This is a genomic window from Silvibacterium dinghuense (genome assembly GCF_004123295.1).
In the GTDB taxonomy this organism is placed as follows: Bacteria; Acidobacteriota; Terriglobia; order Terriglobales; family Acidobacteriaceae; genus Silvibacterium; species Silvibacterium dinghuense.
The window spans coordinates 943,279-956,672 of the sequence record NZ_SDMK01000001.1; the positions used below are offsets into that span (position 1 = coordinate 943,279).

Here is a 13,394-nt window from a genome sequence, read left to right on the forward strand (position 1 = left end):
GTCGAAATGACAACTGTTCGATGAAAGCTATCGATGACGCCGGAACTAGCCGAGCTTCTCAATCTTGCTGCGCAGCGTCTTCGCAGCCTCGGCAGGGTCCTTCGCACCATAGATCGCAGCACCGGCCACGGCGATCGTGGCGCCGGCGGCTTCCACCGCGCCGATGCGTTCGGTGTTGATGCCTCCGGCGACCGAGAACGGCACCTCCGCGGCGCGGCCTGCTTCCAATAGCGTCTCGATGCTGTAACCGGCCTGGGCCTGCTCGTCCAGCCCCGCATGCAATTCCACCCAGCTCACGCCGAGGTCCTTCAGCTCCTGCAGGCGCTTGGCCTTGTCGGCCACGCCGATCATGTCGGCGACCACATGCTTGCCGTGCGTCTTGCCTGCCTTCACCGCGCCTGCGATGGTGCTGTCGGCCGCGGAAGCGAGCACCGTCATGATGTCCGCTCCGGCCTTGAAGGCCAGGTCGGCTTCGAGTTCTCCGGCATCCATCGTCTTCATGTCGGCAAAGACCAGCTTCTCAGGATAGGCAGCCTTCACATTCGTAACGACCGTGAGTCCCTGCTGCTTGATGAGCGGTGTTCCCAGCTCGATGATGTCCACGTGCTCGGCAACCTTGTGCAGCAGAGAAAGCGCATCAGCGGTGGAAAGAAGATCGATAGCGACTTGCAGTTTCATATATGACTCCATGTTGTGTTGCGTTATTCAAGGTTGGCGTGGCGCGTCCAGAGAGATGCGGCGGATTCGCCGTGCTCGCGCCACATCTGGTGAAAGAGGACATCGGCAAGCAGCAGCACGCTCTGCTCGAAAAGCGCGCCGGCATATTGCCGCGAGAGCACGCCGTCATGTTCCTGCTTGGCTGCCGCGGGAATGATGATCCGGAAATCGGCCAGCAGGCCAAGCGGCGATTCGGGAGCCGTGGTGAAAACGAGCAGCTTCGCGCCGGCATGCTTGGCGACCTGCGCCGCATGCACGACGCTCGACGTCGTGCCGGAGCCGGACGCGAGGATCAGCAGATCTCCTGCGCTGATCGCCGGAGTCGTCACCTCACCCGCGACATGCACGGTAAGCCCAAGGTGCATCAGCCGCATCGCAACCATCTTGAGAGCAAGTCCGCTGCGGCCTGCGCCTGCGGTGAAGATGCGCGGCGCATGCAGGATCGCACGCTGCGCTTCCAGCAGCTCCGTCTCTGCAACAGCATCCATGCAGCGCTGCAGTTCTTCGAGAATCAGCGTGCGAGGTTCAAGAGCGAGTTCTGCAACAGTCATCACTCGACGAGCATGACACCGGAGCATCCGCTCGATCCAACAGGAAATACGGATGTTCGATCGGCATTTCCTATCGAGCGATGGGCCTTTTCACCGAAGCCAGATACGGTCTGTGCGCATCGAGCATCTCACGAATCGCGCTGACCACCTTCGGCGAGTGCGCCAGCTCCATGAACGCGTGCACCGGCGCGGGAAGCGGTGTGAGACGGGTGGTGACAAAGCCGACATTCGCCTCCGTCGCCGCGCTCTTGCGTAGAGGAATCGCGCGCAGCTTCGGTGACGGCGTCAGCGCTCCGGCCAATGACTGGGGCAGAATCGCCGCCCACTTCCCCGACCGCACATGCGCAGCCAGCACGGAGGGTGAATCCGTATAGAGCACCTTCGGGGCCTGCGCCAGGTGCTCGGCCAGCGATGCGGGAAAGCTGGAAGCGAGCAGGCAGAGCGGCTGCGTCACCACGTCCTCCCAGGAGATGCGTGCCGCCAGCGGCTCCTGCGCAGCGGTGAAAAAGAACATGCGCTCGCGGTAGAGCAGATGCGTGGCCAGCCCTTCACTGGCGGACTCATCGACATAGGTAAGTGCGATGTCCAGCTCTCCGGCGCGCAGCAGGTTCAACAGCTCCGGCGCGCTCGCCGTGCGGATGGAGAGATCGAGCGCAGGCGCCTGCTCAGCGAAAGGAACACTGAGTGTCGAACCGAGCGGCGTGGTCGCCGGCAGCACACCAATGCGGAACGCGCCCTGCATGCCGTTTTCGCGGAAGGTCCGCAGCTCCTGCTTCAGGCGCAGACAGTCGTTCATCATCTGCTGCGCCCAGGCCAGCACCCGCTCGCCTTCCACGGTGAAGCCCTCGAACGCGCGGCCACGCCGCACGATGAGCACATCCATGTCTTCTTCCAACTGCTTGATGCCGCCGGAAAGCGTAGGCTGCGAAACACCGCATGCCGCGGCAGCCCGCGCAAAATGGCGCTCCTTCGCAAGCGCAAGAAGGTACTCAAAGTTGCGGATGATCATCGTTCCGCACCTGCAAACGGCTTATTCCACGCGTCGAACATATCCATGTTCAGGATATGATTCCGCGGCCGAAGGACCAAGTCGTCGCCGGCTCCGTCGCGGTTTCTTTTCTAAGGCTGAGGATGGAAGTACCTGGCAAAGAACTTCGCCTCGGCCGTGTAGGCGGCAAGCCAGTCGCGGTAGAGAAGAAAGCCATGGATTTCATCGGGGAAAACCAGTTCCTCGAATGGCGTGTGCTGCGCACGCAGCGCCGCAGCCAGGCGCACCGTCTGCGAGAACTGCACATTGCGATCGTCGTCACCCTGGATAAGCAGCACCGGCGAACGCCAGTCCTTCACCGTCGCGAGCGGTGAAGACTCCCAGCCGACACGCACCGCGTTGGCATCGGCATTCGGATCGTAGGTCGGCTCCTGCCAGTTCTCAAGTTCCAGGTTCCAGTCATGCACGCCATGGAAATCAACACCTGCCGCAAAGAGATCGGAGGCGCGGGAGAGCGCGAGCGCAGTGAGATAGCCGCCATAACTGCCTCCCCACACGCCGATGCGCGCCGGATCGACATCCGCCCGTCCGCGCAGGTAGAGCCCGGCGCCGAGCACATCGTTGAACTCGCTCGCGCCGCTGGCGCCATAGTGCAGCGCCTCGCGGAAGTTGAGCCCATACCCGATGCCGCTGCGATAGTTCACCGAGAGCACGATGTAGCCAAGGCTGGCCAGATACTGATTCATCGCATAGGCATTGGAGTAGTAGTCCATGCAATGCCATCCGAGAAGCATCTGGCGGCGCGATCCTCCATGGAAGAAGATCAGCGCGGGATGGCGCTTGCCATCATGCGCAGCAGCAGGCAGAAAGATCTGACCATGAAGCTCGAGACCATCGGCGGCGGTGAGCATCACCGGCTCGGGCACCACGAGTTGCGCAGCAGGAAAATCCGCAGGAATGAGCTGCGGGGCAAGATCGTGCAGGCCGTCTCCATCGATCGTGGCCGGACGCATGGGCAGACGCGCATCCGAGCGTAGAACGGCGATCGCGCCATCGCCGGAAACAGCAGGAAAGACCTCAATTCCCTGCCCGGTGGTGATCGGCTTCGGCGTGCCGCCCGCAGCAGCGACCTGCCAGACGTGGCGGCGGTCGATATCGCCCTGATTCGAGGAATAGACGAGCGAATCGTGATCGGAGCCAAGCGCGACATGCTCTACCTCGAAGCTTCCCGGAGTAAGCTCGGTCGCCTCACCGCCGGTCACCGGAACCGCGTAGAGATGCAGCCATCCCGTCCGTTCCCATGGAAAGACGAGATGGTTTGAGGCGGTCCAGTAGAGCTGGCGATCGGTGGCGACGTCGTGAAAGACGCTCCCCTGTCCCTCCTGTGCGCGCCATAGCTCGCGCCCCTGGCCTGTCTCGGCATCGGCAACGCAGATCGACCATGGCACATCGGTGCGATGGGCGCGAAAGTAAGAGTTGCCGACCTCGGGCGGAACGCGGAGAAAGGCTACCTGGCGGCTATTGGGCGACCAGGCGGGATTGCTGTCCTCCTCCGTGCCCGGATCGAGATAGGAAACCTGCCCGACCGAAAGAGTAAACACCCCGATGAAGCTGTGGTCTCCACGACGGCTGACAAACGCAAGCGCATGCCCATCGGGAGCCCATTGGAGATCGTCTTCCTTGCCGCGCCCCACGAAGAGCTGAGCCGGCTTTGCCCCGGTCTGAGTCAGGTCGAGAGTCCAGACCTGGTCCTTGAGGAGATAGGCCAGCGTCTTACCGTCGGGGGAAACCTGTGGCGCCTGCCCGCTGGTGAGCAGGCGAGGCTCTCCGCCATGGACCGGCGCAATCCAGATCTGCTGCTCGATTCCGTCCTTGAGCCGCGCCGGATTCGGCGAGGGCTTCTCCGGAAACTCGAAATCGCCGCCGCGCACGTAGACGACCGATGCGCCATCCGGCGTCCAGGTCAGATTGCCCAGATCGATGCCATCGTCGGCAGTATCGTGCGTAAGCTGGCGTGCCTGATCGTCGACCGAAACCCAGAGATTGCGGCGTCCCTCTGCGTTGGAAACCCAGGCAAAGCTGTGTCCTTGGGGCGCGGCGGTCAGGTTCGAGCTGAACGGCGCACGGAGCACCTGCTGCAGGGTAAAGGACTGCGCGGATGCGAACGGGGCCAGCGCAAGAAAACCGGCAAGGGGAGCGACCAGGGCAGAACGCAGCGGCATGGCTGGAAAATCCTCATCTGGAATGGGATCGGCTCGAATGGGACCATTCTTCCAGCCAGCAGGCGGAACGGCAATCGATATCGTCATGCACTCTAAACTGATATCTGCAAGTGATATCATCTCTCCATGCGCACACTCGTCGACATTCCAGCGGAAGATCTGGATCTCATGCACGATATTGTGGGCAGGCTGGGCATTTCGCGGGCTGAACTGGTACGGCGTGCGATCACCTCTTACCTTGCGCCTTATCGCGGCCAGATGACCCACGAAGCCTTTGGCCTGTGGACCTCTTCCCATAGCGGCGAGAGCGAAGACGGCGTGGCCTACCAGGAGAGGATGCGATCCGAGTGGTAGACGCTCCTGTCCTGTTCGATACGAATATCCTGATCGACTACCTGAACGGCATCCTGGCCGCCCGCCGGGTCTGCCAACAGCACGGCAACCGCGCCATCAGCATCATTTCCTGGATGGAGGTGATGGCCGGAACCACAGCCGCGAACGAAGTTCAGACGCGGAGTTTTCTGCAGCAGTTTGCGGTTCTGGGAGTAGACACAGCCGTAGCCGAACGCGCCTTTGCCATACGGAAGCATACGCGGATAAAACTGCCGGACGCGATCATTCAGGCCACAGCACAGGGCGATGGAAGAACGCTGTTCACGAGAAACACGCGAGACTTCCCTCCGGGCACGCCCGGAGTCATTGCGCCTTATTCGTTGTGAACAGGTTGAAAACAGCAAAAAAAACGGCCCCTCGAGTGAGGGGCCAATCTGCCTTGGTTCTCTCGTTGTGTGAGAGCTTGGTGGCGACCTTTGAAACTGGGTATTTTTGTTGTTCTCTCCAGTTACCGTTGAGAAACCGCTTGCTGCGACGCAGCACCCTGGGGGGAGGGCTGCGTGGACGACTGCGTCGCACCAATCGGCGAACCGCCATTCGAGGATGACGTATTCGAGGTCGCTAAACTGTTTTGCATCAGGGTCACGCGTACAACACTGCCGTGCGTGCCTTCTGCATCGTCAAGAGGGGCGTTGCCCATCGCAACCTGGTGGATGCGATAGACCGGAATCTGCTGTTCGGCCAGGTAGCGGACAACCGCATCGGCCATATGCTGTGAGTTCTGGATACCGGCCTGCCCACGGGCATGGGAATAACCGGCGACTTCGACGATGTAACCCTTCTGCCCCTGCAGCTGGGTTGCGATCTGGCTGAGGGCGTCTTTGGCCTTGGCGTTCAGCACAGTCTGGCCGGGACGGAAGCGGATTTCGGTGTCGTTGACCTTCTGGTACTGGTCAAGACCATTGACAGTTGTGGTGAGCTGACCGGTGCGGTCGCTTGCCTGCGTAGCCAGCTGATTCGCCTGAGTCGCGGTGTTATTCGCGGCCACTGCGGTCTGATTGGCCTGGTCGGCGGTGGACTGCGCCTGGTGGATGCCGGCCTGAGCACGGGCATCTACGTCTTTAATATCGTTGGCATTCTTCGCCTGAAGCTGATCGAGCTCATTCAGACGATCCTTGACTGGATCGAGCTGCCGCTTTACCCACTTCTTGCGGGCAAAGGGGTTCATATGCCCCCAGAAGCCCTCGTTCGACTTCGTCTGGAGAGGCTGCCCGGTGGCGTAGGTGCTGTTGTCATTCGGATTCGGCTGAGCAGACTGCCCCTGCGTCGCCTGACCGGCGGTCGCGCCGGTATTCACCTGCGCCGTACCCGAAGATTGGGCCATCGCAGGCATACCCAGGCTGGCTGCAACGAGCAGAGCCGAAAGAGCCATGGGTTTGGGGATTCCGATCATCGTTTTCTTATCGCTCATGTTTTTTAACTTCCTCGGCATGATCTAAGAGCACACGTCGGAAGCTGCGCAGCGTCCCGTACGTGGAGAATAAGAGCAAGCACCATGCCAAACTTGCCAACGCACGTTAAGAATTATTTTTGCGCTGCAAATAAAAGACTTATTGGCGTATTGCACAAATTAAGGTGCATAACTTCCGCCACCGAAGGCTATGTAAAAATGACACTCCGGGCAGGAGGCGTCACCTTTTTACCTTGCCCAGGTGCGCAATTTTGGCTCGATCCGCTCATTCCATCCCACGGCACGGATAGCATGTTGCCAGAACCATGCTCTCGCTGATCCGCTTACTCCTCACCAGGTCCTACTGGCAGATGCTCTTCCGGCCACACACCTGGAAGAACGCCTTCCTGAACCTGCGCCGCTTCCACAAAGATCGGCGCGCCCGCAAACAGTTCGGGCAATTTCTCTACCTGATCTCGATTCCCATGCTGGTGGGGGCATACGTGGCGATCCTGCTGGGCAGGAGCGCCGTGTTCCTGTTGCCGGTCCTCATCGCCATTGCCCTGTGGCAGGGACGGCGCGCCAAGGAAGCAGCCAAATCGCTGAGCATCCTGCCGGACAACAAGCCGGTGCGCAGAGAGCTGAGCGCCGAAGAACGGGCAGAAATCCGGAAATACCTTGCCGACCTGGCACTGTTTTATGCCGTACTGCTGAACCGCAGCGGCAGCGAAGGCTACCTGAAGACCAAGGTGGTGCCAGAGGGCGTGGAGGTCATCTCCCGGCGGGTGCATCTCGAGCTGCTGCGCAGCCGGAATATCTGGGACCGGCTCTCCAGCGCCGACCGCGAGGCGCTGATGGCCGCCGATGGGCATTGGCAGTGGGAACAGATCAACATGGCGGTGCTGGCCGGGGAACGGGTGCGGCTGCTGCGCTGGATGCTGCGCATCGATAGCTATCTGCCCGTGGTGGGACAGCAGCTCAAGGTGGATTACAAGGCGGCAAACAGTCTGATCGACGCGCCGGAGAGCGTGTACAGCGGGAAAGAGCTGATTTCGCTGGAAGGGCTCGAGCGCGGACAGGAAGCAGCGGCGGAGTACTTTTACCGCTGCTACGCCGAGGGCCTGGTGCGCGGGTATTTTGAGGCATCGAGCGAGCAGCAATCAGCCTGGGCCGCCGATGTCTGCGCGCGGATGGGCGGCCGCCAGCACGAAGATCTGCTGCTGGATACCCGGCTGGTGAGCGAGGCACCGGAAGAAACACTGCGCTGGGCAGCCGAACTGGCGCACCAGCGACACCGCTTCCTGGGATGGGCGGGAACCATCCTGAACGGCGACGAACGGCCGCAGCAGTTTCCGCAATTTCTCGCAGCCAAGCAGGCGGAAGAATTCGAAGGCGAAGCCGTTACGGCTTAACCCCTCTCCCGCTATCCAGAACCTCGGCAAGATGCTGTGCGTGGCGAGTCAGATTCTGCGCCACCTGCTCGCGGCAGCTGAAACCGTCGGAGACGAGAATGGTCTCGGGCGCAGCATTGCGAAAGGCCGGCAGCAGCACGCGCTCGCCAAGGGTCTGCGAAACCTCGTACTTCTCTTTTTCAAAGCCAAACGGTCCGGCCATGCCGCAGCAGCCGGAGTCGAGCAGCGTGACGTTCGCGCCGGTGCGGCGCAGCAGCTCCGTTTCGGCTGTCATCTTTTTTGCCGACGCGCTTCCCGATTTGTGATGGCAGTGGCCGTGCAGCAACAGCGTACGGCCGGTTAAGTCAGGCGGTTGATACCCAGGCGCGCGCTGCACGAGGAAATCGGCGAGCAGCCAGGTCTGCTCGCGGAGGCGGCCAGCGCGGAGATCATGAGGAAAGAAATTGCGCAGCTCATCGCGGAAGACCGAAGCACAGGAGGGCTCGAGGAAGACGATGGGCAGACCTGCATCGATTTGGGGCGCGAGCTTCGCCATGGTGCGCTCAAGATAGGCGCGAGCCTGATCGAGAAAGCCGAAATCATAAAGCGGGCGGCCGCAGCAAACGTGGCCGGCGGGGACTTCGACCTCGAATCCTGCGGAGGCCAGAACGCTTTCGGCGGAATCCAACGCATGCGGATGATAGTAGTTGTTCCAGGTGTCGGGCCAGAGAAGCACGGCCTCACTCCCACGTCTCAAATGCGAGAACTGGGGCACCCGCCATGCTCGCCCCGCCTGGAAGCTGCGCGCTGCGAACTGCGGAAGGCTGCGCTGCGGCGCGATATGCAGAGCGGCCTTGATGGCATGGCTCACACCGGGAATCTGCAGAGGCAGGTTGGCGAGGCGAGGCGTAAGTCCGGGAATCGCATGGGCCATCGAGGCCCAGCGATCCATGAAGCCGAAGGCGTAATCCCGCAGCGGATGGCGATGCTTCCGGTAGTAGTGAGCAAGAAACTCGGCCTTGTACGTGGCGATATCGACGTTGACCGGGCACTCGGTCTTGCAGGCCTTACAGGCGAGGCAGAGATCGAGAGCCTCCTTCACCGGCTCACTGGTCCAGCCTCCGGAGGGACCGCCCGGGAGCACATCGCCTTCGAGCATCTCCCACAGCAGGTGGGCACGCCCGCGCGTCGAGTGCTGCTCCTCGCGGGTGGCCATGTAGCTGGGGCACATCGTGCCGTGCGATTCCTTGCGGCAGGCGCCGACGCCGACACAGCGCAGCGTGGCCTCGGCCAGCGAGCCTCCGTCATCGGGAAAGCGGAAGAAGGTCGTGTCCTTCGCGGCGGGGTTCGGCTTGCGATCCTGATCTGTCTTAGGGCCGACGCGCAGATTCTCCGTCGGCTCGTAGACGGCAATGGGATCGACGAGCTTGCCGGGATTCATCCGGTTCTCCGGATCCCACAATGCCTTGAACTCGCGGAAGGCCTGCATCAGCTCAGGCCCGAACATCTTGGGCAGCAGCGCGGCGCGGGCCTGGCCGTCGCCGTGTTCTCCGGAGATAGACCCGCCGTGCGCGATGACGATGTCCGTTGCGCGATCGAGAAATTCGCGGAAGTTGCGTACACCTTCCTGGCTCTCGAGATCGAAGTTGATGCGCAGATGCACGCAGCCTTGCCCGAAATGGCCATACATCGGGCTGCGATAGCCGTACTCCTTCATGAGCGCAAAGAGCTGGCGCAGGTAAGAGCCGAGCTTTTCCGGAGGAACGGCCGCGTCTTCCCATCCCTCCCAGCCATGCGGCTCACCGGGAACGAAGACCGTGGCGCCGAGCGCGGACTCGCGCACCGCCCAGATGCGGGCGGCATCGGCGACCGAGTACAGCTCGACGGCCGGACGCGAAGGCAGGCTCCGCGCGGCTGCAACAAAGGCCTCAGCCTGGGTGAGAACTTCAGCCTCCGTGTCCGCGCCGAACTCAACCAGCAGAAAACCGCGGCCAGGCGGCAGCAGCTTCACGTCCTCTACCGCGAGGCCCTTGCGCAGCATGAAGCTGGTGAGTACATCATCGATGCCTTCAAGGCCGATGGGCTTGAATTCGAGCACGAAGGGCACATGATCGGCGGCGATAAACGCATCGTCGAACGCAGCGACAACGAGACGGCGGCACGGCGGACTGTGCTTGAGATCGAGCGTGGCATGGAGCACGGTGACGCAGGTGCCCTCGCTGCCGACCAGCGCGCGGGCTACGTGAAAGCCGCGCTCCGGCAACAGCTCATCGAGGTTGTAGCCGGAGACGCGGCGCGGAATATCCGGGAATCGATCACGAACAAGCTGTGCATACTGCCGGCGAATGCGGTCGAGGCCGCGATAAATCTCCGCGGCGCGCCCTCCGCCACGAACGATACGATGAAACTCCTCGTCGCTCGTAGGCCCGACGGTAAGGCGCGTGCCGTCGTAGAGCAGCACATCGAGCGAGTGGATATTGTCGACGGTCTTGCCCCCCATCAGCGCATGCGTGCCGCAGGAGTTGTTGCCGATCATGCCGCCGAGCGTGCAGCGCGAGTGTGTGGCCGGGTCGGGCGCAAAGGTAAGGTGATGCCATTCAGCGGCCTCGCGCACGCGATCGAGCACGATGCCCGGCTCAACCACAGCACTGCGCATCGTTGCATCCAGTGAAACGATATTGCGCATGTACTTCGAGAAGTCGAGCACGACGGCCACATTGCAGCACTGGCCGGCGAGCGAGGTTCCTGCGCCACGCGACAGAATAGGCGCTCCCAGCTCACGACAGGCCGCAAGGGTCGCCTCGACATCCGCCGCATCACGAGGAACAACCACCCCGATAGGCACCTGCCGGTAATTCGAAGCATCGGCCGCGTAGAGCGCGCGGGAACCAGCATCGAAGCGAACTTCTCCTCGAACAACACGAGAAAGACGCGCTTCGAGCTCGCGTGCGGCGGAAAAGGATTCGTGCGGATGCGAAGTACTGCCGAGGATGGGGAACGATGAAGACATGCGTGGTCAGATTAAGGCTTAACGCATGGATGTGTCATGGCAAGAGCGAAGTGGCTGCACATGGAAGAAAAAATCGCAGACTTCAAAGCTTCGGTTGGGATGACAGATTTTTTGCTGTGCGATGGGGCTATACCTCAACCGGCAGATAATCCTCCGGCTCGGTTGCATCGGGCAGATGCGGTCTGCCCATGGCACGGAGCAGCAGCGTGACCATTGCGGCAACGATGAGATTCACGAGCAGCGCCGGAATGGCGACATAGACCGCGATGATATGCGTCCCGAAGGTGAAGGGGTAGATCGAGCTCTTGAGATCGCGAGTAATGGCCAGGCCGGTGCCGGTGGCCATGCCCGCAGCCCATCCCCAGAAGAGCGCGCGGCCATGGAGCCAGCGCGTAAAGAGCCCGAGGACGATGGTCGGGAAGAGCTGCGCGATCCAGATGCCGCCGAGCAGTTGCAGCTCGATGGCGTACTGCGCCTTGACGAAGAGCACGAAGGCCAGCGCTCCGAACTTGAGAAACAGCGAGACGACCTTCGCAACCGACGACTCCTGCCGCGGGGTCATGGGCGTGCGGCGCAGCTCGGCCCAGAGATTGCGCGTGAACAGGTTCGATGCAGCGATCGACATAATCGCCGCGGGCACCAGCGCACCGACACCAATAGCGGCGAGGCAGAAGCCCGAGAACCAGCCGGGAAACATCTTCACAAACAACAGCGGCACCGCGCTCGAAGTGTCCGCGGTATGGACGCCGGCGGCAATCGCCATATACCCGAGCAGCGCGATCAGCGCGAGCAGCAGATTGTAAGCAGGCATGAGCGCGGCGTTGCGCTTGATGATGCGGCCCGAGCCGGCGCTGAGCACGCCCGTAGCCGTGTGCGGATAAAGAACGATGGCAATGGCCGAGCCGAGCGCCAGCGTGGAATAGCTCCAGTACTGCGCGGGCTTCAGAACGATGGACGCGGCCGGCTTATGCGTGGAGAGCGCGGCTGAAGCCGTAGCGAAGATGTGTCCATAGCCGCCGAGCTTCGCCGGCAGAATCACCACCGCGGCGATCACCATGATGTAGAGCATCACGTCTTTCACGATGGCAATGGCAGCCGGGGCACGAAGTCCGCTGGTCCACGTATAGGCGGCAAGGATCACGAAGGCCGCGATGAGCGGCCACTCGCCGTAGATGCCGAGCGCGCTGATGACCTCACGCATGCCGACCAGCTGCAGCGCGATGTAGGGCATGGTGGCGAGAATGCCGGTGAGGGCCAGCGCGATCGAGAGCGCACGGCTGCCATGGCGCCCACGGGCGAAGTCGGCCAGGGTTACGTAACCGTGACGGTGACAGACATTCCAGAGCCGCGGCAGCACCACCAGCATGTAGGGATAGATGAAAATGCAATACGGGATGGCAAAGAAGCCCGGCGCGCCTGTGCCGTAGAGCGCGGCAGGGACGGCAATGACCGTATACGCGGTGTAGAAGTCGCCGCCAATGAGGAATCAGGTAATGAGCGTGCCGAAGCTGCGTCCGGCCAGCCCCCACTCCTCGAGGCTGTTGAGGTCGGCCGGGCGCCAGCGCGAGGCGAAGAAGCCGGCAATGGTCACCAGCGCGAAGCAGACGCAGAAGACGATCAGAGCTATAGCGTGCGAGGTCTGGGGCATAGCGTATACGGTGCGCTTATCTTAAACCGCGCCATACGCCTGCCTCGCAAGCCTTTCCAACCTGACAGCGGCACTCCCATCTGCATGAGAGTGCGCCTTTGCGGTTTTAACGGATGGCGAAGCGATAGGCCACGCCGATCGAAAGAATCGGATAACACTGCAGCACATTCAGGTCGCTGTCCCACTTCGCCTCCTGCGTTTTGAGGGCGGACTGAAACTGAGTGGCCAGGGAGCTGGTGCCGGTTACGCTGGCACAGTTAAGCTGGGCCGCATCCGTGCATGCCCAGCCGCTCAGGTTCATTCTCACTGCCGGCGAGCCGATAAACGCCGCTCCGATCTCGAACGGGAAGGAGAGATGATGCTTCGCAAGCACGTGATTTCCCCATCCCAGCGTGATAGTGAATGCCGGCTTGTTGCTGTTCAGCTTGAGCGATGCCGATCCGGCCAGCGGAGTCGCTCCGGTTGCCGCATTGCTGCTGGCCGCATAGAAGGTCTGGTTGTCCAGTGTCAGCTCAGAGCCGCCAGCCACGCTGGCGGTTGCCGTCGCCTGATTACCGCTATACGCCAGCAGCCCAGGGCTGATGCGAAACCCGTGCCCGGGGAACGGGTACAGGTCCAGCGAAACGCCCGTCGAGGCAAGACTCAGCGACGCATCGAGGTTGAAGCCATTCGTGGAGATGTTGTTCACGCTGTATGCGAAGACGTTGCCGGTAAGGCGCAGGTTCATGTACGGCTTCAGATTCGTTACCGCCTGCATCCCGATCCCGAGGGGGGAGATCCCGACGCCCAGCGCCATCTCCGAAAGAGGTTTCTCCTGCGCCGGTGCCGTCACTCTGCCGGACGAGACTCCACCACCCGGCTCCGCCGGCGAAGCGGCTGCGGACGGCAGCTCAGCAAATGCGAGCGGCACAAAAACCAGAACAGCGACGGAACACAGCAGGAGAGAGAACACAAACTTTCTGCAATGCATGGATCGACCAGCCTCCGTACAGACTCGGAATGCATCGATCGCCAGCAGAATCCATCGAGTGAACGCGTCCCGAAGCTCGACTATGCCTCAATCGAGCCCAGGGAACAGCACCTT

Annotated in this window: 12 protein-coding genes; 3 read left to right on the forward strand and 9 right to left on the reverse strand. The window is 61.8% G+C overall.

Annotated features, from left to right (window positions below):
- Positions 1-45: 45 nt before the first annotated feature.
- The 4 genes from hxlA to ESZ00_RS03695 form a co-directional block, all read right to left on the reverse strand.
- Positions 46-678, reverse strand: coding sequence for a 3-hexulose-6-phosphate synthase (gene hxlA, locus ESZ00_RS03680; RefSeq protein ID WP_129206821.1), 633 nt, complete (start codon positions 676-678; stop codon positions 46-48).
- Positions 679-701: 23 nt separating this feature from the next.
- Positions 702-1,268 carry a 6-phospho-3-hexuloisomerase gene (hxlB, locus tag ESZ00_RS03685; protein ID WP_188590829.1) on the reverse strand — a complete coding sequence of 189 codons (567 nt, stop codon included), beginning with the start codon at positions 1,266-1,268 and terminating at the stop codon, positions 702-704.
- 70 nt (positions 1,269-1,338) lie between these two features.
- Positions 1,339-2,277, reverse strand: a complete 939-nt coding sequence (locus ESZ00_RS03690; RefSeq protein ID WP_129206823.1) for a LysR family transcriptional regulator — start codon at positions 2,275-2,277, stop codon at positions 1,339-1,341.
- Positions 2,278-2,387: 110 nt separating this feature from the next.
- Positions 2,388-4,478, reverse strand: a complete 2,091-nt coding sequence (locus tag ESZ00_RS03695; protein WP_129206824.1) for a S9 family peptidase — start codon at positions 4,476-4,478, stop codon at positions 2,388-2,390.
- Between the two features lie 126 nt (positions 4,479-4,604).
- On the opposite strand from ESZ00_RS03695, the gene ESZ00_RS03700 reads away from it, so the two are divergent.
- The gene (locus tag ESZ00_RS03700) at positions 4,605-4,832 is read left to right on the forward strand and encodes a CopG family transcriptional regulator (protein WP_129206825.1); all 228 of its coding nucleotides are present in this window, start codon (positions 4,605-4,607) and stop codon (positions 4,830-4,832) included.
- A complete protein-coding gene (locus tag ESZ00_RS03705) occupies positions 4,826-5,197 on the forward strand; it encodes a type II toxin-antitoxin system VapC family toxin (RefSeq protein WP_129206826.1) in 372 nt (123 codons plus the stop codon). Before ESZ00_RS03700 ends, ESZ00_RS03705 begins: the two co-directional genes overlap by 7 nt.
- Positions 5,198-5,319: 122 nt before the next feature.
- Here ESZ00_RS03705 and ESZ00_RS03710 read toward each other — a convergent pair whose 3' ends face one another.
- Positions 5,320-6,282, reverse strand: coding sequence for an OmpA family protein (locus ESZ00_RS03710; protein WP_229740935.1), 963 nt, complete (start codon positions 6,280-6,282; stop codon positions 5,320-5,322).
- Between the two features lie 305 nt (positions 6,283-6,587).
- Here ESZ00_RS03710 and ESZ00_RS03715 point away from each other — a divergent pair, with 305 nt between their 5' ends.
- Positions 6,588-7,673, forward strand: a complete 1,086-nt coding sequence (locus ESZ00_RS03715) for a hypothetical protein (protein WP_129206827.1) — start codon at positions 6,588-6,590, stop codon at positions 7,671-7,673.
- Here ESZ00_RS03715 and ESZ00_RS03720 read toward each other — a convergent pair.
- The 4 genes from ESZ00_RS03720 to ESZ00_RS03730 all read right to left on the reverse strand — a co-directional run bounded on the left by ESZ00_RS03720 (position 7,663) and on the right by ESZ00_RS03730 (position 13,262).
- A complete protein-coding gene (locus ESZ00_RS03720) occupies positions 7,663-10,662 on the reverse strand; it encodes an FAD-binding and (Fe-S)-binding domain-containing protein (protein ID WP_129206828.1) in 3,000 nt (999 codons plus the stop codon). The genes ESZ00_RS03715 and ESZ00_RS03720 overlap by 11 nt on opposite strands.
- Before the next feature lie 127 nt (positions 10,663-10,789).
- Positions 10,790-12,142: a monocarboxylate uptake permease MctP gene (gene mctP, locus ESZ00_RS03725; protein WP_308419057.1), complete on the reverse strand. Its 1,353-nt coding sequence runs from the start codon at positions 12,140-12,142 to the stop codon at positions 10,790-10,792.
- 6 nt (positions 12,143-12,148) lie between these two features.
- Positions 12,149-12,310 carry a hypothetical protein gene (locus tag ESZ00_RS20245; RefSeq protein WP_229740936.1) on the reverse strand — a complete coding sequence of 54 codons (162 nt, stop codon included), beginning with the start codon at positions 12,308-12,310 and terminating at the stop codon, positions 12,149-12,151.
- 106 nt (positions 12,311-12,416) lie between these two features.
- Positions 12,417-13,262, reverse strand: a complete 846-nt coding sequence (locus tag ESZ00_RS03730) for a hypothetical protein (RefSeq protein ID WP_129206829.1) — start codon at positions 13,260-13,262, stop codon at positions 12,417-12,419.
- Between the last annotated feature and the right edge of the window lie 132 nt (positions 13,263-13,394).

Excerpts from the sequence above, each read along its gene's own strand:
- hxlA (WP_129206821.1), bottom strand. The coding sequence starts at position 678 with ATGAAACTGCAAGTCGCTATCGATCTTCTTTCCACCGCTGATGCGCTT.
- hxlB (WP_188590829.1), bottom strand. The coding sequence starts at position 1,268 with ATGACTGTTGCAGAACTCGCTCTTGAACCTCGCACGCTGATTCTCGAA.
- ESZ00_RS03690 (WP_129206823.1), bottom strand. The coding sequence starts at position 2,277 with ATGATCATCCGCAACTTTGAGTACCTTCTTGCGCTTGCGAAGGAGCGC.
- ESZ00_RS03695 (WP_129206824.1), bottom strand. The coding sequence starts at position 4,478 with ATGCCGCTGCGTTCTGCCCTGGTCGCTCCCCTTGCCGGTTTTCTTGCG.
- ESZ00_RS03700 (WP_129206825.1), top strand. The coding sequence starts at position 4,605 with ATGCGCACACTCGTCGACATTCCAGCGGAAGATCTGGATCTCATGCAC.
- ESZ00_RS03710 (WP_229740935.1), bottom strand. The coding sequence starts at position 6,282 with ATGAGCGATAAGAAAACGATGATCGGAATCCCCAAACCCATGGCTCTT.
- ESZ00_RS03715 (WP_129206827.1), top strand. The coding sequence starts at position 6,588 with ATGCTCTCGCTGATCCGCTTACTCCTCACCAGGTCCTACTGGCAGATG.
- ESZ00_RS03720 (WP_129206828.1), bottom strand. The coding sequence starts at position 10,662 with ATGTCTTCATCGTTCCCCATCCTCGGCAGTACTTCGCATCCGCACGAA.
- ESZ00_RS20245 (WP_229740936.1), bottom strand. The coding sequence starts at position 12,310 with ATGCCCCAGACCTCGCACGCTATAGCTCTGATCGTCTTCTGCGTCTGC.